This window comes from Halomonas sp. ALS9 (genome assembly GCF_001651035.1).
GTDB lineage: Bacteria > Pseudomonadota > Gammaproteobacteria > Pseudomonadales > Halomonadaceae > Vreelandella.
This window is the reverse complement of sequence record NZ_LXRG01000065.1, coordinates 64,985-86,018: the sequence shown is the minus strand read 5'-3', so window position 1 is coordinate 86,018 and position 21,034 is coordinate 64,985. Positions and strand designations below refer to the sequence as shown.

Genomic DNA, 21,034 nt, shown 5'->3' with positions numbered 1-21,034 from the left:
ACGAGACAACCAAGATACCCGCATTACCGACCCGCTGTGTGTGCCTAACCTCCCCTTCGCTTATCATGGGGAGAGGCAGCACCCAGCGGGTCGATTTTATCTAACGCGCCTTTTAAATAGCTAAGCCTTCAATTATTAAAAAATAGCCTGCTAAGGACACATTGTGACTGATCAGCGCCGAATGACACTCAAGGATCTTGCGCAGGAACTCAACGTCTCCACGGCGACGATTTCCAATGCCTTTAACCGCCCGGATCAGCTCTCTCCCGCCCTACGCGAACGGATACTCAAACAGGCTAAACGGTTGGGTTACAGCGGCCCTGACGCCAAAGCGCGCAGCCTGCGAACCGGCCGCTCGCGGATCATTGCGGTCATTCTTGCCGAAAGCCTTACCTACAGCTTGAACGACGCCGTGGCCAGCGAGTTTCTCTCCGGGGTCGCCGAAGTCCTTGATGCCCACGGCCATACGATGCTGCTATTGCCGGGTCGCGGCCACGCCTCCCAACCACCGGGCTCGGCCAATATCGCCGATGGCTTTATCGTCTATGGGCTAATGCCCAACAACAAACTGCTTGATGAACTGCCTGCCCAGCGTAATTTGGTATCCGTTGATTTTGATATAGAAGGCTGCCCAACGGTGCATATCGACGATACCGCTGCCAGCTATAAAATCGCCCGGCATGCGCTGAGCCTATTGCCCAAACGTCCGGCAATCATCAACCTGCGCTTAACCAAAGAGGTCTGCAACGGCCGAGTAACCCCCGAGCATACCTTGCTGCCCAACACCAGCACGATCAGCCGCGCCCGCCTTGAGGGCTTTCATGACGCACTCAATAAGCAAGGTATGGATGCAGAACAGGTGCCACTATGGAATATCGAGGAGAATACCTTCGAAGTGTGCTCGCCGGTAATTGCCGAGATTCTCGACCAGCCCATCGAACAGCGGCCAGACCTGCTGCTGTGCATGTCTGACCGCATTGCGCTGACGGCGCTAACGCTCGCCGAACAGCGCGGTATTCGCGTACCGGAAGAGCTACGCATTACTGGCTTTGATGGTATTGCCGAAGGTCAGTACCGCGCACCGCGCTTAACCACGGTACGTCAGGATAGTGGGGGGAAGGGGCGGATCGCAGCACAGATGATTCTTGGCCGCGTGCCCCTTGCCCAACAGCTGCTGCAAACGGAGCTGCTGCTGGGCGATACCTGCCCTTAGGAAGGCGTTATTTAGCCGTCGCCTGCATCGCCAGTGCGGTATCCAGCATACGGTTGGAGAAGCCCCACTCGTTGTCGTACCAGGCCATGATTTTAACCAGGCGGCCATTCACGCGGGTGTGGTTGGCATCAAAGGTCGACGAGTTAGCATCGTGGTTGAAGTCGATAGACACCAGCGGCTCGGCATTAACGGCCAAAACCGGCGAGTTGGCGGCAGCCTTCTCAACGATGGCGTTGATCTCTTCTTTGGTGGTATCACGTCCGGCGGTAAACGTGAGATCCACCAGCGAAACGTTGATCACCGGCACACGAACTGCAAGACCATCGAACTTACCCGCCAGCTCCGGCAATACAATGCCTACCGCCGCGGCAGCGCCGGTTTTAGTCGGGATCATCGAGTGGGTGGCACTGCGCGCCCGGTAGGGGTCAGTGTGGTAAACATCCGACAGGTTTTGATCATTGGTGTAAGCGTGCACGGTGGTCATCAAACCGTTTTCGATACCCACAACATCGTTTATGGCTTTCGCTACCGGTGCTAAGCAGTTGGTGGTGCAGGAAGCGTTAGAGACAACGGTATCTTCAGCGGTCAACACACCTTCATTGACACCATAAACGATCATCGCATCGGCATCAGGACTAGGAGCAGAAATCAGCACGCGCTTTGCGCCTGCTTCGATATGCTTAGCCGCCGCCGCACGCTTGGTGAATAACCCAGTGCACTCCATCACCAAATCAATATTCATTGATGCCCAAGGCAACTGTGACGGGTCACGCTCTGAGGAGATGGCGATACGATCACCATCCACCGTGATGCTCTCGGCATCATGTTCTACTTTAAAAGGAAAGTGACCATGCACGGTGTCGTGACGCAGCAGGTGGGAATTTAGCGAGGGATCGCCTAGATCGTTAATGGCAACCACCTGAACGCGGTCACGGTAGCTGTTTTCGTAAAGGGCGCGCAACACGTTGCGGCCAATACGGCCAAATCCGTTAATCGCAACTCTTATTGTCATGATAGCTCCTCAATTGACCAATAATGATGAAAAGTACTTTTAGTAAAAAAATTACTAAAAATACGTATTTAAGCGTCATGAGGCCGATAAATAGCGTTTTAACCGCCCCAAAAGGCTAGTAGAAATCCAATATGTAGTAAAATTACTATATAAACGCTATCGTAGTCCAATACTAAATTGCCAACAATACCCTTGTATAAGGAGAGCGCTCTCGTGACAAATGCTACCTCGAACACAGCAGCCCAGACGTCTACTGCCCCTCTTCCGAACACCGCTACCAACTTACATACCCCGCTACGGCGCACTAAAATCGTTGCCACCCTCGGCCCCGCCAGCGATCGCCCCGGCGTGCTGGAAGCGATGCTCAAAGCCGGTGTGGATGTGGTGCGGCTTAACTTCTCCCACGGCTCGGCAGATGACCACCGCCGCCGCTTAGGCGAGGTGCGCGAGATCGCCGAGCGACTTGGTCGCAGCGTTGCGGCGCTGGGCGACCTACAGGGGCCGAAAATTCGTATTGCGCGCTTTATTGGAGGCGCCGTCAAACTCGATGTCGGCCAGCCATTTGTCTTGGACATGGCGCTGGACGCCAACAGCGGTACCGCAGAGCGCGTTGGCTGCGACTACCAAACCCTGCCTGAGGATGTCATTGAAGGCGACCGCCTATTGCTCGACGACGGCCGTTTGGTTTTGGATGTCACTCGTGTGATTGGACAGGAAGTCCACACCCGGGTTCACGTGGGCGGCAAGCTCTCCAACAATAAAGGCATTAACAAACAGGGCGGCGGTCTATCCGCGCCTGCCCTCACGGAGAAAGATAAGGCCGACCTGAAAACCGCTATCGAGATCGGCGTTGACTATCTAGCGGTCTCCTTCCCACGCAACGCCGCGGATATGCAGGAAGCCCGCGAACTGCTTGGCGAAGCCGGTAAAGAGATTGGCCTGGTGGCTAAGCTCGAACGCGCTGAGGCGGTTGCCGACGACGCCACCCTGGATGGCATTATCGAAGCCTCAGAGGCCGTCATGGTGGCCAGGGGCGACCTGGGCGTTGAGATTGGCGACGCGGCGTTGATTGGCACCCAGAAGCGCATTATTAAACATGCTCGCACTCTTAATCGTGCGGTAATCACCGCTACTCAGATGATGGAGTCGATGATTGAGTCGCCGCTACCTACCCGCGCCGAAGTCTTTGACGTGGCCAACGCGGTGCTCGACGCCACCGATGCAGTGATGCTGTCAGCAGAGACCGCCGCGGGTGATTATCCGGTGGAAACCATTGAAGCGATGGATCGCGTTTGCCTGGGTGCCGAGCGTGAACGCATGGCCCAGGAGTCAGGCCACCGCATTCATGAAGGCTTCGAGCGTATCGATGAAACCATTGCGCTATCAGCAATGTATGCGGCGAACCATCTATCCGGCGTCAGCGCCATCGCCTGCATGACAGCAACCGGCTATACGCCTTTAATCGCTTCGCGGATTCGCTCCGGCCTGCCCATTGTCGGCTTAGCCCATAACCCTATCGCCCAACGGCGCATGGCGCTCTATCGCGGCGTTGTCTCAATACCTTTCGACACCACCGACATGGATCCTACCAATCTCAACCAAGAGGCCTTGAAGCGCCTGCAGGCACAGGGATTTATCCACCCTGGCGAGCATGTCATTCTGACCCGTGGCGACCATATGAACGCTCATGGCGGCACCAACACGATGAAAAGCCTTGCCTTGGATAGCGAGTAACGGGCTAACCTCTGTAGCGAGCTTTAATCTTTAGCGACCTTTCAAAAGCAAAACAACCAAGAGGAAAGTGACGATATGAGTGACGCACAACCGCCCCGTCAGGCTATCCGAACCCTGCAAGCGCGCAAGCGCATTGCGCTGATTGCCCATGATGGTAAAAAAACTGAGATGCTGGAGTGGGCAACCCGCTGGCAGGATACGCTAAGCCAGCACGAACTGATTGGCACGGGCACTACGTCTAAGCGGCTTAAGACCGCGTTAGGGTTAGAAGTCGAGGGCCTAATGAGCGGGCCCTTGGGCGGTGACCAGCAGATTGGCGCACGGATTGCCGAGCAGCAGTTAGATGTGCTGATCTTCTTTTGGGATCCTTTCTCACCCCAGCCCCACGACCCGGATGTCAAAGCGCTGCTGCGTTTAGCGGCGCTGTGGAATGTGCCGGTTGCCTGCAATGCGGCGAGCGCCGACTTCCTGCTCTCCTCGCCCTACTTGAGCGAGAGCTACGACATGTCGATACCGGATGCAGCCGCCTGGGCCCAGGCACGCACGGTTTAACGCCGGTGCAGGTGGCGAGCCACAACCTGCAGTCCACTTTCATAATGACCGCTCATGGCGGCTAGGGCACAGCGCAGTGTTAACTCGGCGATACGGTCGTAATCTTGCAGCGCCGAGTTAACGGGCTGAGGCAGGAAATCCAGCAGCCGGTGGTCGCCAAAGGTGGCCAGACGAATATTCTCCGGCAAGCCGCCACGTTCCAAGAACACATCAAACACCCCTTCCATCAGTGTGTAAGAGCCAGTCACCAGCGCATCAGCGCCGCCCTGCTGGTCTAACAGCTGTGCTGCTAAACGTGCCCCCTCGCTGCGCTCATAGTGCGATCCGGTGAGATAAAGCGGCTCAATAGCAGTACCTTTAAGCGCCGCCTGAAAGCCCGCCCGCCGTTCGCGACTCACCGACAGATCCGGCATCGCCTCTAACCACGCCACACGCTGTGTTGCCTCGCCAATTACCGAGCGCGTCAACGTCTTAGCCGCCTCCTGGTCGTTACTCACCACACTGGCAAAACGGGCCGGATTAAGGCCACGGTCCATGCCCACCACGCACCAGCCCTCATCGACCAGGTCGGCATAAAAAGTGTCGTCGCTAGGCAGGCAACTGGCGGTGATCAATACTTCGCAGCGCTGGGCACGTAGCGCCAAGGCGAGCGTTCGTTCACTCTCTGCGCAGTCATCTGAGCTGACGATCAACAGCTGATACCCCTTCTCCCGAGCGCCACGCTCTAGGCGCTTGGCTAGCCGGGCGTAACTGATGTTCTCCAGATCTGGCACGATAAGCCCCAGCAAGCGGCTTGCGCCCCGGCGCAGCGCAGCCGCCTGGGGGTCAATGTGGTAGCGGTGTTGGCGCACCACTGCCATCACCTTATCGATGGTGGCTGCGCTAATGCGTCGCTGCTCGGCCTGGCCATTAATCACGTAACTAGCGGTCGTGCGCGAGACGCCGGCTAGCCGGGCAATATCGGCAAGTGTCATGCGGTTCCCCCTCGGTGTGATCGAGCAGTTTATCAGCAAGTTAGCGCCTACCAGACCAAAGTCTAAAAGCACAAACCTTGTGTCATTCAGTGAATCGATTCAGCATAGCCAACTATACACAGATGAGAAGATTCATCTAGCTCACTTCGATGCGCTACGACTATGGTTCTACACGGAGACACCTATGTTGACACTCGGCCCCAATGACATCTTGCTAGGCCGCAACGCCGACAGCTGGCAAACCGCGCTCGACAGTGCCGCTGAGGCGCTGGTTGACGCCGGCTTGGTTGAGGCCGAGTACCGCGACGGCCTACATGCCCGCGAGGCGCAGTCCTCAACGTTTTTAGGCAACGCCATTGCGATACCCCACGGTACGCCGGAAAGCCGCCAGTATGTAAAGCAAACGGGCGTGCGCGTACTGCAGTTTCCCCAAGGGGTTGAGTGGCACGACGGCCAGCAGGTTCACGTACTGGTAACGATTGCGGCTCAAAACGATGAACACCTGGATATTCTGCGCCAGCTGACCCACGTACTCGACAAAGAGGGCGTTTCAGAGCAGTTGGCCAGTGCCACTTCCGCGGCAGATGTTGCTCGGCTGCTTTCCAAACCCGCATTAGAGCCGCGCCTGGACGCCGACACCCTATGCGTCAACTTTCCCGCCCGCGATCCACAAGAGCTCGTTTTAGCCGCGGCCGCCCGCTTACGCCAAAGCGGTTGTGTCGATAACCGCTTTATTACCGCCGTCGCCGCGGCACAGCCAACTTGGTTAGGTAAAGGACTGTGGCTGGCAAGCAGCGCCCAGGGCGTTAACCAGCCCGCGCTGGGGGTCGCTACGCCAGCGGAGCAGAGCCTGGAAAGCGCTGGTCATCCAGTGCATGCGTTGTTCTGCCTGGCCGCCCACGGCGATGCCCACCGAACGCTTTTAGAACAGCTAATGGAGGTATTAGACAACGGCGAAAGCCAAAGCTTAGTGGGCAAAACCAGCGCTCAACTACTGGCCACCCTGGCAGGCGAGACCGCCAGCACCCAGACCCGCCGGGTGCGTGTGCTTAACCCCCACGGCCTGCACGCCCGCCCCGCCAAGCAGTTGGTGCAAGTTGCTCGCGCCCAGGCCATGCCGATTCAGGCACGCCTGGAAGAAGGCAGCGCCACCCCGGTTTCCGCCGCCAGCCTGACCAAAGTGATCGGCCTGGGCGCTCGGCGCGGCCAGTGGCTGGTACTTTCAGCCGAAGGCGAGCAGGCGAGCGCAGCGCTTGAGGCCGTTGCTGAAGCCGTTGAATCGGGTCTGGGAGAAAAAGTAATGCCCTTTGACGGTGGCTTTGACAGCACCCCGCAAGCGAGCACGGCCCAAGCGGATATCGAGCCCCTCGCGGCTGACACGCCCCACGCGGGCGTGGCCGCCTCCCCCGGTTTGGCCATTGCGCCGGTGTTTGTCATTCGCCCGATGCAATTCGACTACGCCGAACACGCCAGCGACGCTGAACACGAAATCAGCCGTTTGAACAGCGCGCTAAAAGAGGGTGCCGCCCAACTGGAAAGCTTGGTGCGCAAGGCCCCCGGTGGCGAAGTCGCCGATATCCTCTCCATGCACGAAGAGATGCTCGACGACCCCGAACTCCATCATGCGGCAGTGGATGCCATTCGTGAAGGCCGCTCAGCCGAAGCAGGCTGGTGGGAAGCCATTGAAACCGCCGCCCACGCCCAGGAAATGCTCGCCGATCGCCTGTTGGCCGAACGCGCCGCCGATTTGCGCGACGTAGGCCGACGAGTGCTAGGCGTGCTGTGCGACGTAACACTTCCGGAACCGCCGGATCACCCCTACATTCTGGTCATGGACGATATCGGCCCTTCCGATGTGGCCCGTCTGGATACTTCCCGTGTGCGCGGCCTGCTCACCGTTCGCGGCGGCGCCACGGCGCATAGCGCTATTCTGGCCCGCGCGCTAGGCATCCCTGCGGTCGTCGGCGCTGGCCAGGCAATAATGGCACTCAACAACGCCAGCATGATGATTTTGGACGGCGAACGCGGCCGAGTCACATCGCAGCCTTCCGAAGAGCGCCTGCAGCGCGCCGAACAGCAGTTGCTCGACCTCCAACAGCGCGAAGCCGATGCCTGGGAAACCCGCTTTGAGATCGCCCAAACCCGCGACGGGCACCGTGTCGAAGTCGCTGCTAATCTGGGCAACACCGCCCACGCCGCCGATGCGGTGGAGCGCGGCGCCGAGGCCGTTGGCCTGCTACGTACCGAATTCCTGTTTATGGCCCACGCCAGCGCCCCGGATTTAGCCACTCAGGTTAGCGAGTACCGCCAGGCGATTGACGCCCTCGATGGCCGCCCGCTGGTCGCCCGCACGCTAGATGTGGGTGGCGACAAACCGCTGCCCTACTGGCCGGTGCCTCAGGAAGACAACCCCTTCCTGGGCCTGCGCGGTATTCGCCTGGCTCTGACCCAGCCCGAAGTGCTCGAAACCCAGCTGCGCGCGCTGTTGATGGCCGGCAAAGACAGCCCTCTGCGTATTATGCTGCCGATGGTCAAAGACATTGCCGAGTTCCGCGCGGTCAAACTCATCTATGATCGCCTACTCCAGGAGATTCCGACTTCCCAGCGCGCCACCGACGTACAGCTTGGAGTGATGATTGAAATCCCCTCTAGCGCGCTGTTAGCCCCAAGCCTAGCCGCCGAGGTGGACTTCTTCTCAGTCGGCACCAACGACCTAACCCAGTACACCCTGGCCATCGACCGCGGCCACCCGGAGCTTTCCGCCCAGGCCGATGGTTTGCACCCTGCGGTGCTGCGTTTGATTCAGATGACCGTGGCGGCTGCCCACACCCAAGGTAAATGGGTCGGCGTGTGCGGCGAGTTAGCCTCTGACGCCGTGGCCATTCCAGTGTTGGTCGGCCTTGGCGTAGACGAACTTTCCGTCAGCGCACGGCAGATTCCGCTGGTCAAGGCTCGCCTGCGCGAATTTGATTTTGCAGATGCCCAGGCCAGCGCTCAACTCGCGCTTTCCCAAGCGACCAGCGATGAAGTGCGCGATGCGCTGGAGGCGCGCTAATGGCCCGTGTGCTGTGTATTACCCTCAACCCAGCGCTGGATTTGGCGTTTAATCTCGACGCGCTGGTGCTGGGCAGTGTCAACCGCCCCACCAGCGCGCAATTAGAAGCTGCGGGCAAAGGGGTCAATGTTGCCCGCGTATTGGCAGGGCTAGGCCACGACGTTACCGTCAGCGGTTTTTTAGGCGCCGATAATGACGCGCCTTTCCAATTGGCCTTTGCCAAGTACGCCTTAACCGATGCCTTTGTGCGGGTGCCTGGCGAAACCCGCATAAATGCCAAAATTGCGGAACAGAGCGGTCGCGTTACCGACATTAACGGCCCCGGCATGCCGATCGACGCAGAGCATTTGCAAGCGCTGACTCATAAGTTGGATGCCGAGCTGACCAGTGCAACGCCTCCACAAGCCATCGTTGTGGCGGGCAGTCTGCCCCCTGGGTTCTCCCTTGACGATTTCAGCCGACTGTTAAACCATTTGAACGCCAGCGGCGTGCCGCTATGGGTGGATACCAGCGGCCCGGCACTCAATGCGGCCATAGCGACTCACCCCGCCGGTGTTAAGCCTAATGAAAACGAACTGGCAGAGTGGGCGGGCAAAGAGATGACGTCTTCCGATGCGCGCCTGAATGCGGCCAAGCGGCTGCATGAAAGCGGCATCGCCCATACGCTGATTTCAGCGGGTGCCGAAGGAGTGCTGTGGGTGAGCGCCCAAGGCGTCTGGCACGCCACACCGCCCAGGGTCACCGCCACCAATACCGTCTGCGCCGGGGACACCTTTGTCGCTGGCATGTTGCATGGCCTGCTTAGCGGCCACGCCCCCGAGCACACCCTTCGCTTCGCCACGGCGTTGTCTGCCGAGGCCGTTCGCCACGTCGGCGTGGGCGATCCCCATGCAGCCGATTTCGATTCACTCCAACAACACACCCGGATACGGCGTCTTGATGACACCATCACCGAGGGAGCCACGCTATGAATATTATTCTGATTACCGCCTGCCCCAGCGGCATGGCGACCACCTTCCTCGCGGCTAAGCGCCTGGAACAAGCCGCCCAGCGCCAAGGCTGGTCGGCGCATGTAGAAATGCATGGTGAAGTCGCGCCGCTCCAAGCCGCCACCGCCGAGCAGATCGCCAATGCCGATTTGATCGTGGTCGCCGCTGATCACGTGCCTGCCCCAGAGCGCTTTGAAGGCAAGCGGCTATTCCAAGCGCCGATTGCCAGCGCCCTCCCCGACCCCAGTGGCTTTCTCGCCCAGGCCAAGCGTGAAGCGCCTATTTATAGCGCCCCAGCTGCTACGGCAACAGCCGCAACGCCAAGTGAAACGGGTGGCAAGAAAATCGTTGCCGTTACCGCCTGCCCCACCGGCGTAGCCCACACCTTTATGGCCGCCGAAGCGCTCGCGGAGGCAGGCAAAGCCATGGGCCACGCCATTCGTGTGGAAACCCAAGGCTCGGTAGGCGCCCAAAATCAGCTGACGGAAGAAGAGATCGCCAATGCCGATGTGGTCGTACTGGCTTGCGATATCGACGTTGATCCAGCGCGGTTCGCAGGCAAACGCATCTACCGCACCTCGACCGGCAACGCGCTGAAAAAGCCGCGCCCCACCCTTGAAGCCGCGCTCAGCGAGGCGGCTATAGAAAGCGGCAACAGCAGCGCGGGCAGCGCCAATAAGAGCGTCAAGGAGAAAGGCGTTTATAAGCATCTGCTTACCGGCGTTTCTTTTATGCTGCCAATGGTGGTGGCGGGCGGTTTGCTGATAGCGCTCTCCTTTGTGTTTGGCATTGAAGCCTTCGAGCAGGAAGGCACTCTGGCCGCCGCACTGATGCAGATTGGTGGCGGCACCGCCTTCGCGCTGATGATTCCCGTGTTGGCAGGCTACATCGCCTACTCCATCGCCGACCGCCCCGGTATCGCGCCGGGTATGATTGGCGGTATGCTGGCGGCTAATATCGGCTCCGGCTTTATCGGCGGTATTTTGGCTGGTTTCCTGGCAGGCTACGTGGCGCTGGCGGTGACGCGCTACGTCAAACTGCCTTCCAGCGTTGAATCCCTCAAACCGATTCTGATCATTCCGCTGGTCGCCAGCTTGGTCACCGGCCTGACGATGATCTACGTGATTGGCGAACCGGTCGCGGCGCTTCTCAATGCCCTGACCAGCTTCCTGGAATCCATGGGCTCCACCAATGCGGTGCTACTAGGCATTCTGCTGGGCGCGATGATGTGCTTTGACCTGGGTGGCCCGGTCAACAAAGCCGCTTACACCTTTGGCGTGGGTCTGCTCGCTTCAGAAACCTACGGCCCCATGGCGGCGATTATGGCCGCGGGCATGGTGCCCGCCATTGGTATGGGGATTGCCAGCTTTGTGGCGCGCAACAAGTTCTCTGCACCGGAGCGCGAAGCAGGTAAAGCATCGTTTGTACTTGGCCTATGCTTTATCAGTGAAGGCGCGATCCCCTTTGCGGCCAAAGACCCGCTGCGGGTGATCCCCGCCTGCATGGTGGGCGGTGCCCTCACCGGCGCCCTCTCTATGTTAGTGGGCGCTAAGCTCATGGCGCCTCACGGCGGCATCTTTGTACTCCTGATCCCCAACGCCATTACCCCGGCGCTACTCTACCTTGGCGCCATTATAGCGGGCTCGTTGGTGACAGGTTTAGGCTATGCGTTTATCAAGCGCGGCGCGGCCCAAGTCGCCGTTGCCACTTAAACAGCTTTTAGCCAAAAGTGAGGGCAGGCGAACATGCCTGCCCTTTTAAGCACGTAGCTTTACGCATTTAATCTCTTTCTACAGCCGCTATACCCTCTACTCTTTGTCATTTTTTATGTAGTATTTTTACATAACGCCACTTTTCGCATTTGGTTACCACATTCACTTATAACAAATGGATCGCCCTATGTTTCAACTCACCCGCAGCGTTACCTGGCAGGCGCTTGACCGCCTGCGCGACAAAACCGCCAACGACCGCATTCGTGACTACTTCACCAATGACCCGCAGCGCTTTGAGAAAATGAGCCTACGGGTAGGCGGTCTGTTTCTGGACTACTCCAAGCACCACGTCTCCGATGAGGTGCTCGCCAAACTGCTCGAGCTGGCCGACCACTCCGCGCTGGTTCAGCGCCGCGCGCAGATGTTCTCCGGCGACATTATCAACGTCACTGAAAACCGCCCGGTACTACACACCGCTCTGCGCAATTTGAGCGATGAACCGATCCATGTAGACGGCGAAGACGTGATGCCGGAAATCACCCGCACCCGCGAGCAAATCAAGGTGTTCTCTGAAGCGGTGCGCAGCGGCGAGTGGAAAGGCTACAACGGTCAGCGCATTAAGGACGTGGTCAATATCGGTATTGGCGGCTCGGATTTAGGCCCCAATATGGCGGTGCGCGCGCTGCTCAAATACCGCCACCCGGAGCTGCATTTCCACTTCGTTTCCAACGTGGACGGCACTCATATTCAGAAGGTGCTCTCGCGCCTTGACCCCGCCACCACGCTATTTATCGTCTCCACCAAAACCTTCTCGACCCAGGAAACGCTGCTCAACGCAAAAACAGCCCGGCGCTGGTTCCTAGAGAACGCTGGCGAAGACGCAGACGTGGGCGCACACTTTATCGCCGCCTCCACCAACCGCAAAGCGGCGATGGAGTTCGGCATTCGCGAAGAGAACGTGTTCGAGTTCTGGGCTTGGGTGGGCGGTCGCTACTCCATGTGGTCGTCTATCGGCCTACCGATTGCGCTGTCGATCGGTTTTGAAGGCTTTATCGAGCTGTTGGAAGGCGCCCACGAGATGGATAACCATTTCATCAACGCGCCTTTCTCCGAGAACATGCCCGTGTTGATGGCGCTAATAGGCATTTGGTACATCAACTTTGTAGGTGCCGAAACCCAAGCCATCGTCCCCTACGATCAGGCGCTGAACCAACTGCCCTCTTTCCTACAGCAGTTGGATATGGAGTCTAACGGTAAGTCCGTGGATATTTTTGGCCACCCAGTGAACTACAAAACAGGCCCGATTGTATGGGGCCAAACCGGCTCCAACGGCCAGCACGCCTTCTTCCAACTGCTGCACCAGGGCACCCGCTACGTACCTATCGACTTTATCGCCTCGCTCAAGCCCGAGCCCGGCGTGGAAGATCACCACTTCGCCCTGCTAACCAATATGCTCGCCCAGGCCAACGCCTTTATGGAAGGCAGCCAGGGGGATAGCAAAGAGCTCAGCCAGCACGACCCCTACAGCTGCCCCGGCAACCGCCCTTCCAGTACCCTGCTGCTGGACGAACTAACGCCGAAAAACCTGGGTGCATTGATTGCGCTCTATGAGCACAAGGTGTTTGTGCAAGGGGTGATCTGGAACATCAACTCCTTTGACCAGTGGGGCGTACAGCTGGGCAAGCGCATCGCCGGTGAAATCAGCGAGCGTATCGACACCAACGCCGCCGACTTCGACACCTCAACGCAAGGACTGCTGGAACTGGTTCGTGCCCACTTCCCTAATGGCGGTAGCGGCGAGAAGGAGAGCGCCCCGACCAGTGCCGGAAAGAAGCCTGCCAAGAAGAAGCGCTAGGCTAGTTTGTTAAACGGGAGAAAAACAAACGCCTTGGTTTGAGCAAACCAAGGCGTTTTTGATGTGTGAACTTAGTCGCCTCTTCAATGCATTTTTAACACATAGCTGCCCAAAGAAATATTTTAGCCTTCAACTCCATTTCGCCTTTTCACCTGACTCTGGCATCAAGTGCTTATGTAAGCTTGATATAAACTCTATTTGAACAGCGGTGGGCTCCCCACCCGTTTTCGCAATTTTATTCGCCAGATTCAATACTGATTCTGCTTGCTCTGAAGTGAAATTGGGTACGCTCGGTGCCAACACTTTTTCCAGTGAGTTTCTAATTTCATCTCCACGCCCGATCAGGAAAGTGCTAGATGCCAGCAGGTCGACAGCCTCACGCTTACTAACATGAAATTCATTTTCGAATATCGCAAGTAGCTCGCGCTTCTCTTCAGACGATATCTCGCCATTCACTTTCGCGGTTGCAGTTAACGCTAATGCGGCGGCTTCAATGGGCTTCTCAATAGAGTAAATAGGATTAGCGTCATACTGCTTTCTCCAACGTCGTCGGCGCCTCCAAAGGAACGGGTTTAAGCCACCGAGATCAACCCCTAGTTCTGCGAACCGATACAGAACCCAAAGTATCGTTGCTATGGATCCTAGAGCCCCAAGAATAATATGCATTTATCAACACCTCACTCACATAAAAAGAATCCTACAGAACAGAGAAGCTTTGTGTACACGTCTCTGCTACGCTCTGTTGTTCATTTTATTGCTTTTTTTATCTTAATGTCTAATTATACTGGCGAAAAATATCAGCTTGTGAGGTTCGTAATAGGTTAACAAGCTCAAAGCGATTTCATTGAGTAGATCGATTTAACCAGCGCTTTATCACGCTGAGATAACGGCCGGTCAGCAGAGGGGTGTCCTGTGCCCTACTATCCGACGACGCTTTTTCGAGGTTATGTACTTTTAGGAAAATACTCCATGCGCGATAAACCTGAGGAGTGTTCTTACTGATTAAATCCAGGACTAGATTGGCAAACAATCTCATTTCCCGCTTCTTTAGATCGAAGCTTCATTTCTTGCTCGTTGACATCCACCACTTCAATTACCCCCGAATCTTCTAAATAAAAATCTTGAGCCACCTGTAAAAACTCAGGTGTAAACATTTCAATTTTATCAAAATCAACAGAAATTTTTATTTCTTGGGGGTGTACTGTAAAATCATTTCCAATCACATTTTTTTCGCCCGAAACAAATACTCTTAGCTGTGATTGAGTCCTGTCAGCATCTTCCATTTGATACTGAAGAATGATTGACTCATCATAGCTAAGATCTTCATGCGTCACCACATGAGTGTGTATTGACTCTCTTATACCACCTTCATAGCTTGGTTCAGGACTACAATACCAATCCCCAAAGCCAAATATAGAAACACTCACCAATGCAAACTCAAACATCAACTACCCCCCTATAAATATTGACAAAGAAAAACATCACATTTAATTCAATAATATTTGATATCCGAAACATAAAAACACCACAGTATAATATAGTTATAAAACACATTCATTTTATAGACCTAAGATGCTTCTTACGATTTTTATGCCGACTAGCCTTTGACCTACCATACCTAAAGTATAGAGAAATAGATTTCCAGCACCTTCTCCCATCTAACCCTTTAGCAGGAATCAAGTTAAACACTGCTATCAATGCATTTATATAGCCTAATATAACCAGAGGAAGATTCACGAACCAGGGCAGCACATCGCTATAAAGGCTAAATATAACTATACATGGTATAAAAATTATCGCCTGAACGACAACTCCGCCCCATGCAACCAAGCAGGTATGGTATTCATTGTTAGATTCTTCAAAACAAAACCGACCATGAAACAAATAAAGCTTTATCTTTAACGACTTAAGGCCTAGCTTAGCAGCAAACCACATATGGCCCAGTTCATGAAAAAACATTATTGTGAAAAATGAAATCGCAGCGATCAACATCGAAACATCTGCAGCTGAATACAGCACTAGCAACAGAAGCACCATACTGAGGCTCCAATGCATAAACACTGGAACCCCACATATAACAAACAGCTTTATATATTTAAAATTAGTCATCCACCTCACCCTTACACCATCAAAATAATCTTAGAGTTTAAAAACTAAAAAACTCTTATTTTATCATAATCAAAAACAATAACTCCTGGCACCTAAATGGTTAGGCAAAACAGCCATTAACCAATAAAAAAATGCACTATGAAACTTAGCCACATGATCAGCAAAAGAAACGCTATCATAAGCCCAATCCCTCTCTGCATATCGAGCTGGCATGTTTTCCCGCCAAACACCTGATAACCCAAGAGCCATTTTCCGGGAGTGGACCACTTCATCACCCATGACAAAAGCGGATAGCCAATTAATAAAGACAGCTGAGTCTTTACGTCATACATATAGCTCTCAATAAATGATGCATGTTCTTGCGAGTCACCAAATATAATATTTTTTGAAACGACAAAAGCAACTACCGCGAATACAACCAAGTCCAACGCTATTGCTGCTAATTTTCTGACCAAGGACACCTCAGTCACCCATTGAAATTGATCTCCTACAAACGCTTTTTCCTGGATAATGATACTTCCGCCACGCACACTGTCGGCTATACCTTCTGAAGTTGGCTGCATATCTAACACATTAAAAATCATGTTAGTTTTTTCCAGGCCAAATTCGTTAACCAAGTATCTTTTTTCCTGATCCCAGCTAAAAATTTCGTTCAAAAAGGTCAAAACATCTTGAGGAAGGACACAACGATCATCCTGGTCAGCATCAATCTGGATAGAGCTCAACTCAGTCACACGGTCAAACACCTCAAGCCCAAGCTCATGATTGAATTCGTTCTCTAGTAACCATGAAGAGTTGCCAAGGAATTGCCACCGGTCACGGTGGCAAGATGCGTGAGGATCTAACAGCAGCTTATCAATTCCCGCCATTAACCTTTCAAACTCTTGATCTCTTGCCGCAGCTATTTCGCGTTTTGATGTGAGCACAGCCTCCTCTATCTCCGGAGACTGAGCCTCTTCCTGATCGCGCCATTCTGAGCTGACACAAATCGATTTCGTTAGGTGCTTGTCTGTTTGAGTCTCAGTGATCTCAGCATCAGTAGCCGTTAACGCGAACTCGCTTACCTCAGATTTTTTTTGACTCTGTTGTCTCTCAACTAAATCCAGAGCGTGGCGGTAAGCTGCGTGCAACTGCTGAAATTCGGCAGGATGTTCGTCTGGACGGTTTTTCTTCAAAAGCTTGGCGTATGCGCGCTTTATCGTCTTAATATCGCTATCAGATGTGATCCCCAGGGTCTCCCACACATTCATTATAACCAATCCTCACCGTCCAAAGAGTCAAGGAGTCTATCGACGTTCTCTCTAGCCTTGTGAATCTCATGAGGATTCTGTCCATCCAATACACGTTCAAACTGCCCAATCAAATCGGCTATCGCTTCTCTTTTAGATCCTAAATTTGATTCATACAAGCGCTCTGCTCGCGCTAAAATCGTGCTGTTTCTTTCGTCTTCACGCGGGTGAAACTTTAAGCCAGCAAGCTTTTCGCGAGAAGCTGATTTTTGCTCCTCTGACAGTGACCCGGGGCTAAACTCGATCACTTTGCTATAGGTCTTTCCCGTGGAAACCACGGTAGCATCTACTTCCAGCAGCCCATTCATATCGTAACTAAAGCGAATATCGAGTACTTCTTTCCCCCGAGGACCTTTGGGAACAGACACAACAAGCTCGCCAAGATATACGTTGCGGTCAACTAGCCGATGCTCACCCTGATATATTTTAGCGCTTAACTCCTCTTGGTTGTCATAGGCAGTACATATTTGGCGAACAATACTAATAGGCACGGTGCTGTTACGTTCGATAATCGGGAAATACTTAAGCCCATCGGCAGGATTATCATGATTAAGAATACCTGTGCCAAGAGTATACGGGCAGACATCCGTCAACACGACCTCATCTAGGGCCTGGTGGCGTGATTTCAACCCAGCTTGAATAGCAGCACCCAGAGCAACCACAGTGTCAGGGTCAAGATGGCAGGAAGGTAGGCGCCCGAACATGCGACCAACAATAGAGCGGAAGTGTGACAATCGCGTTGAACCACCTACCAGTATCACATTATCTATCTGACCCGCTGAAATTTTTGCATCGCGCAGCGTCTGTTCTATTGGCCGCTTCACCCGCAATAATAATGGTGTACATGTTTTTTCGAACCACTCTGAAGTACAGCGCCATTCTATTGAGCTTTCACCCAGCTGAATATTCAACGTCTGATCTGGCTGCTGACTGATCCGGCGCTTGACCGTTTCCATCTGCATGTAAAGCGTTTGCAACTGATGGGCGAAAAGCTGTTTACGCTCAATCTCGTTCTCGCGCAGCACTTCACTAATCATTGCCTCGACAAAGTCTTCACCTCCGAGGAAGTTATCGCCAGCGCTGGCATGCACTTCCATCACACCATCGAAATACTCAATTAATGAGACATCAAAGGTACCACCGCCCATATCCAGTACTAAAAAGGTTCCTTCCAGTTGGTCATCTAAACCATAGGCAAGTGATGCAGCCGTAGGTTCATTGATGAGTCGTTCCACTTTAAGCCCAACCAACTCCCCTGCCTGTCGTGTTGCTTGACGCTGATTATCATTGAAATAGGCAGGTACGCTAATCACCGCCTCCTCAACTGGCTCACCCAACCACGTTTCAGCATCCTCCTTAAGCGATTTCAAAACCAATGCTGAAAGTTCCACAGGTGAAAAAAGTTGTTTCTTTCCCAGCTTGATTTTGTGCTCAGCACCCATTAGGCGTTTGAATGAAGCTACAGTTGAATCCGCATGATGAATTAGTCGCTCTTTGGCATGCCGACCAACAAGTATTGATCCCTTTTCATCCAATCCGACTACGGAAGGTGTTAGGAGATCTCCTAGACGATTAGGAATCAGTTTGACCCCGTCATCTGTCATCACACCACAAGCACTATTGGTGGTTCCCAAGTCTATTCCGATAATCGCCATGAAATCCCTCTCCGACTTTTCGTAATAAAAAGTAGGCACTTTAGCAGCGCTTATCACACATGTCACTAAACTAAATTAGCTAATATGTAATGCGGCCTCTTACGAGAGAGTTACTTATCGATTAGCCTCTAAGCGAAATTCCCAATATGTAACCGGGAATTTTTAGCTACTAAAGGTAGACAGAATAGGATTGGTATGCGATGACCGAAACCTCTAGCCAAATTGCCAGTACAAACTGACCAGTGCTAGAAGCGACGGTTAGATCTCTGAATATCCCAATACATAATATGTTGAGGCCCTGCAGCCCCGCCCAAGTATTGCTCACCTGTTTCATGTAAGCCCGCCTTTTGGTAACAGGTGTAAGCTGCGGGGTTCTCGGTGTTCACCGTCAGATAGATTCGAGGGTAATTCGCATAGTTCTCTTTTAGGTAGGGAAACAATGCTTTTACCGCCAGCGTACCAAGACCTTTGCCCTGCTGCTTGGCGTCAATAATAAATGCGCGTAGGCCTATGCTACCTTCCGTACAAAAGTCATAACCATCAGCATAGGCTATATCGATTTTGAAGCATCCTACCGCCTGGTCATTGTGTTTAATCACATGCAGGTGCGTAGCCTCATTGCTATCAGCGAGAAACTCCTTAGCGGTGCCCACAAATTTCAGCTGATCATCGCGCACCGCGATGTTGCGTACCTCGGCAATATCCGCTGCATTAAGTTTTTCTAGCTTGATCATTTAGCACTCGTTAACCTGTTTACACTCCGGACGCTTGCCAGCAGTGCCGCTAAAGCGTAGCAAACTAAACCGTCAATAGAGATAAGGCTGCACCACTGCAATGGATATTTAACGTCGGCTATGAATCAACACCTGCGTACTTAATCTTCTTATATAGTTTACCCATAGAGTTAGCTCCTACTATCAATCCTACGCTGATCACGATAACGGGCAGCGAGCCATAGGCAATAACACCACCCCAGGCCCACTGACTGATCGTTGTGCCTATGTGATGAACGAATAGATAGATGCCTATCAGAAAGCTGCCTGCTCGCACTAAGCCTGTCTCACTAATTTTTACGCTTGGCTCTGCGGCAGAGCCACCATGGATTTTATTAGCCAACGCTCGCGCGAAAAACCAGAGTACAACGCCCGCCGCCATGGGTATTAGCACCCCAGCTATCAACATAGGCAGCCATTCGTTTATTGACTCTTCCGAGCCCGGGCTAAACAGAACCGGTGACACTGACAGAAGAGGATTAAGCGCGAGGTAAATTGCCAATACACGTATCAGTAGGATGGAGAAAGGTGTCATTTAGTTTCCTGAATCTATAGCTGTGTTTCAGAACGTCCGCTGATATTTTCTTTAGCTAATTCGATGACTGCATGCCCCAATTGAACCAAGGTGGCGAAATTGGGTGTGGTTTGTGGCTTTAAAGAACGATAAGCACTGGTACGGCTTTTGATACCTGCTTTGGCAATGACCTGGCTATGCCCAAACTGCTCCACATAGGAACGAATAGCAGCCTGTAAAATGTCAGGACGCCCTTCCTGCATAGAGTCCCAAGAGGCTTGCTTAATAACGTCTTCCATTTCCTGCACGTTGAAGTTAGTAGCTGCTGTTCTCTGCACGCCCTTTGTCACTGCACGCAAAGTGGCCGCAGAAAGCTCGTTACCACGCCAATTGAGCGACCCATCCGCGGTTAGTGAAAACTTTTGGAAGTCTTTAATCTCTGAAAAGGGTGCCTTGCTAAAATAGCCTGTTAGATCAGCAACACCATGAAAACCATCGCTATAAACCAGCTCAAGCTTGTATGGCCCAATCAAATCCACATCAATGATTTTTAACATATGTCACCTAACTTGCCTGGGTTTTTACCATTTACTGCTTTATGCCACATATGCATTAGCTGCTCACGATGCTCAGCAATGTGGTTTTCAGCCCGTTTACGTTGCTTATTGGGCAAATATCCTTCTAAGCACTCACCTGACTCAATAGCGATGATCAATTCATAGCCACCATATTTCACGTGCAGGTGGGGAAGCTTGTGCTGCTTGTTATCAAAAAAATACATACAAAATGAAAGCCCTAGCAGAGCATCAATCTCTGGCATGAGCACCTCTTAAATTACACCCTGAAGGTAGAATAGCATTGTATCTTATAGGAGACAAAAACAATCATCACATTTCCATCTCATCCGGAATCAGCGCCAGCAGATCGGTGACGCCAATATCCACACCGGCTTGCGAGAGCAGCGTAGATACTTGTCCGCGGTGATGGGTCTGGTGATTGAAGAAGTGAAAAATCAGGCTCGAAAAACACCGTTTTGAGGCTACTCCTTTTGTATTGTGATAACTCAACGTGGTGCTCAAATCGTCCTCCGTTAGCGCGCCCACCCAGTTAATAATCACGGTATCGAGCCATCGGCGATGCGCTTTTAAGCCCTCCAAGTCATCAAACATCACTTGATCCAGTCGCTGTGGCGTAGGAAGGTCAATCATTACCGCAAGCGTTCTTGCTGTTGAAGAAGGGTGCGTTGCAAACCGCTTGAGCCAAATGGTGTCGGCAACCGCGAGGTGATTAAGCGTGCCGAAAATTGAGCCGAAGAATGCGTCACGCTCTTCGATAAGTTCAGCGGTCGTCAGCTTGCTTGCAGCATCGTATACCTTGACGTTCATCCACTGGTTATAGGATGCCATTAGCTCAAAAAGTGGTTGCAGCTCCATAGGTCAAACCGCCTCTTTCGATACAGGCGCAGTACGGGCGCCAGCGCACTCGTTAAGAGTATTGAATAACGGAGCATCTGTTCATCCCCCGAATTTAGCATTTAAGCCCCTACCCCTCTCCTTGCGTCTTTTTACAAACTCCATATACTGTATATATAACCATAT

The 21,034-nt window shown here is 53.3% G+C and carries 18 protein-coding genes; 7 read left to right on the top strand and 11 right to left on the bottom strand.

Annotated elements, in window-relative coordinates; genetic code table 11:
• The first annotated feature begins 163 nt into the window (after window positions 1–163).
• The gene (locus A6R74_RS04540) at window positions 164–1,213 is read left to right on the top strand and encodes a LacI family DNA-binding transcriptional regulator (protein WP_240488163.1); all 1,050 of its coding nucleotides are present in this window, start codon (window positions 164–166) and stop codon (window positions 1,211–1,213) included.
• A gap of 7 nt (window positions 1,214–1,220) precedes the next feature.
• Here A6R74_RS04540 and gap read toward each other — a convergent pair whose 3' ends face one another.
• Entirely contained in the window at window positions 1,221–2,225 is a 1,005-nt protein-coding gene (gene gap / locus A6R74_RS04535) for a type I glyceraldehyde-3-phosphate dehydrogenase (protein WP_064233273.1), read from the bottom strand.
• Window positions 2,226–2,438: 213 nt separating this feature from the next.
• On the opposite strand from gap, the gene pyk reads away from it, so the two are divergent.
• Window positions 2,439–3,959, top strand: a complete 1,521-nt coding sequence (gene pyk / locus A6R74_RS04530) for a pyruvate kinase (RefSeq protein WP_064233272.1) — start codon at window positions 2,439–2,441, stop codon at window positions 3,957–3,959.
• A gap of 75 nt (window positions 3,960–4,034) precedes the next feature.
• Window positions 4,035–4,511, top strand: coding sequence for a methylglyoxal synthase (locus A6R74_RS04525; protein ID WP_064233271.1), 477 nt, complete (start codon window positions 4,035–4,037; stop codon window positions 4,509–4,511).
• Here A6R74_RS04525 and cra read toward each other — a convergent pair.
• Window positions 4,508–5,485: a catabolite repressor/activator gene (cra, locus tag A6R74_RS04520; protein ID WP_064233270.1), complete on the bottom strand. Its 978-nt coding sequence runs from the start codon at window positions 5,483–5,485 to the stop codon at window positions 4,508–4,510. The two genes, A6R74_RS04525 and cra, sit on opposite strands and share 4 nt — an antisense overlap.
• 184 nt (window positions 5,486–5,669) lie before the next feature.
• Here cra and ptsP point away from each other — a divergent pair, with 184 nt between their 5' ends.
• The 4 genes from ptsP to pgi all read left to right on the top strand — a co-directional run bounded on the left by ptsP (window position 5,670) and on the right by pgi (window position 13,096).
• Entirely contained in the window at window positions 5,670–8,540 is a 2,871-nt protein-coding gene (ptsP, locus tag A6R74_RS04515; RefSeq protein WP_064233269.1) for a phosphoenolpyruvate--protein phosphotransferase, read from the top strand.
• Window positions 8,540–9,511, top strand: a complete 972-nt coding sequence (gene pfkB, locus A6R74_RS04510; protein ID WP_064233268.1) for a 1-phosphofructokinase — start codon at window positions 8,540–8,542, stop codon at window positions 9,509–9,511. Before ptsP ends, pfkB begins: the two co-directional genes overlap by 1 nt.
• Window positions 9,508–11,241, top strand: a complete 1,734-nt coding sequence (locus A6R74_RS04505) for a PTS fructose-like transporter subunit IIB (RefSeq protein ID WP_064233267.1) — start codon at window positions 9,508–9,510, stop codon at window positions 11,239–11,241. Before pfkB ends, A6R74_RS04505 begins: the two co-directional genes overlap by 4 nt.
• A gap of 187 nt (window positions 11,242–11,428) precedes the next feature.
• On the top strand, window positions 11,429–13,096 hold the full coding sequence (gene pgi / locus A6R74_RS04500; RefSeq protein ID WP_064233266.1) for a glucose-6-phosphate isomerase: 1,668 nt from the start codon (window positions 11,429–11,431) through the stop codon (window positions 13,094–13,096).
• A gap of 129 nt (window positions 13,097–13,225) precedes the next feature.
• Here pgi and A6R74_RS04495 read toward each other — a convergent pair whose 3' ends face one another.
• The 9 genes from A6R74_RS04495 to A6R74_RS04450 form a co-directional block, all read right to left on the bottom strand.
• Complete coding sequence (locus A6R74_RS04495; RefSeq protein ID WP_064233265.1) at window positions 13,226–13,762, bottom strand: hypothetical protein; 537 nt, start codon at window positions 13,760–13,762, stop codon at window positions 13,226–13,228.
• A gap of 329 nt (window positions 13,763–14,091) precedes the next feature.
• Complete coding sequence (locus A6R74_RS04490; protein ID WP_125410284.1) at window positions 14,092–14,541, bottom strand: hypothetical protein; 450 nt, start codon at window positions 14,539–14,541, stop codon at window positions 14,092–14,094.
• Window positions 14,542–15,321: 780 nt separating this feature from the next.
• Entirely contained in the window at window positions 15,322–16,455 is a 1,134-nt protein-coding gene (locus tag A6R74_RS04480; RefSeq protein ID WP_064233262.1) for an RDD family protein, read from the bottom strand.
• Window positions 16,455–18,149 (bottom strand): molecular chaperone HscC, encoded by a 1,695-nt coding sequence (locus tag A6R74_RS04475; protein ID WP_064233261.1) that lies wholly within the window; start codon window positions 18,147–18,149, stop codon window positions 16,455–16,457. The genes A6R74_RS04480 and A6R74_RS04475 overlap by 1 nt, the downstream gene beginning before the upstream one ends.
• A gap of 245 nt (window positions 18,150–18,394) precedes the next feature.
• Window positions 18,395–18,883: a GNAT family N-acetyltransferase gene (locus A6R74_RS04470; RefSeq protein WP_064233260.1), complete on the bottom strand. Its 489-nt coding sequence runs from the start codon at window positions 18,881–18,883 to the stop codon at window positions 18,395–18,397.
• Between the two features lie 118 nt (window positions 18,884–19,001).
• Window positions 19,002–19,457, bottom strand: a complete 456-nt coding sequence (locus A6R74_RS04465; protein ID WP_064233259.1) for a hypothetical protein — start codon at window positions 19,455–19,457, stop codon at window positions 19,002–19,004.
• 14 nt (window positions 19,458–19,471) lie between these two features.
• Window positions 19,472–19,993, bottom strand: a complete 522-nt coding sequence (dhiA, locus tag A6R74_RS04460; RefSeq protein WP_064233258.1) for a type II toxin-antitoxin system antitoxin DhiA — start codon at window positions 19,991–19,993, stop codon at window positions 19,472–19,474.
• The gene (gene dhiT, locus A6R74_RS04455; RefSeq protein WP_064233257.1) at window positions 19,987–20,256 is read right to left on the bottom strand and encodes a type II toxin-antitoxin system toxin DhiT; all 270 of its coding nucleotides are present in this window, start codon (window positions 20,254–20,256) and stop codon (window positions 19,987–19,989) included. Before dhiT ends, dhiA begins: the two co-directional genes overlap by 7 nt.
• A 67-nt stretch (window positions 20,257–20,323) precedes the next feature.
• The gene (locus tag A6R74_RS04450) at window positions 20,324–20,869 is read right to left on the bottom strand and encodes a DinB family protein (RefSeq protein ID WP_064233256.1); all 546 of its coding nucleotides are present in this window, start codon (window positions 20,867–20,869) and stop codon (window positions 20,324–20,326) included.
• Window positions 20,870–21,034: the final 165 nt, after the last annotated feature.

Coding starts and splice junctions, on each gene's coding strand:
- ptsP (WP_064233269.1), top strand. CDS start 5,670: ATGTTGACACTCGGCCCCAATGACATCTTGCTAGGCCGCAACGCCGAC.
- A6R74_RS04525 (WP_064233271.1), top strand. CDS start 4,035: ATGAGTGACGCACAACCGCCCCGTCAGGCTATCCGAACCCTGCAAGCG.
- dhiA (WP_064233258.1), bottom strand. CDS start 19,993: ATGTTAAAAATCATTGATGTGGATTTGATTGGGCCATACAAGCTTGAG.
- cra (WP_064233270.1), bottom strand. CDS start 5,485: ATGACACTTGCCGATATTGCCCGGCTAGCCGGCGTCTCGCGCACGACC.
- A6R74_RS04450 (WP_064233256.1), bottom strand. CDS start 20,869: ATGGAGCTGCAACCACTTTTTGAGCTAATGGCATCCTATAACCAGTGG.
- A6R74_RS04465 (WP_064233259.1), bottom strand. CDS start 19,457: ATGACACCTTTCTCCATCCTACTGATACGTGTATTGGCAATTTACCTC.
- pgi (WP_064233266.1), top strand. CDS start 11,429: ATGTTTCAACTCACCCGCAGCGTTACCTGGCAGGCGCTTGACCGCCTG.
- A6R74_RS04480 (WP_064233262.1), bottom strand. CDS start 16,455: ATGAATGTGTGGGAGACCCTGGGGATCACATCTGATAGCGATATTAAG.
- pfkB (WP_064233268.1), top strand. CDS start 8,540: ATGGCCCGTGTGCTGTGTATTACCCTCAACCCAGCGCTGGATTTGGCG.
- dhiT (WP_064233257.1), bottom strand. CDS start 20,256: ATGCCAGAGATTGATGCTCTGCTAGGGCTTTCATTTTGTATGTATTTT.
- gap (WP_064233273.1), bottom strand. CDS start 2,225: ATGACAATAAGAGTTGCGATTAACGGATTTGGCCGTATTGGCCGCAAC.
- A6R74_RS04470 (WP_064233260.1), bottom strand. CDS start 18,883: ATGATCAAGCTAGAAAAACTTAATGCAGCGGATATTGCCGAGGTACGC.
- A6R74_RS04490 (WP_125410284.1), bottom strand. CDS start 14,541: ATGTTTGAGTTTGCATTGGTGAGTGTTTCTATATTTGGCTTTGGGGAT.
- A6R74_RS04475 (WP_064233261.1), bottom strand. CDS start 18,149: ATGGCGATTATCGGAATAGACTTGGGAACCACCAATAGTGCTTGTGGT.
- A6R74_RS04495 (WP_064233265.1), bottom strand. CDS start 13,762: ATGCATATTATTCTTGGGGCTCTAGGATCCATAGCAACGATACTTTGG.
- A6R74_RS04505 (WP_064233267.1), top strand. CDS start 9,508: ATGAATATTATTCTGATTACCGCCTGCCCCAGCGGCATGGCGACCACC.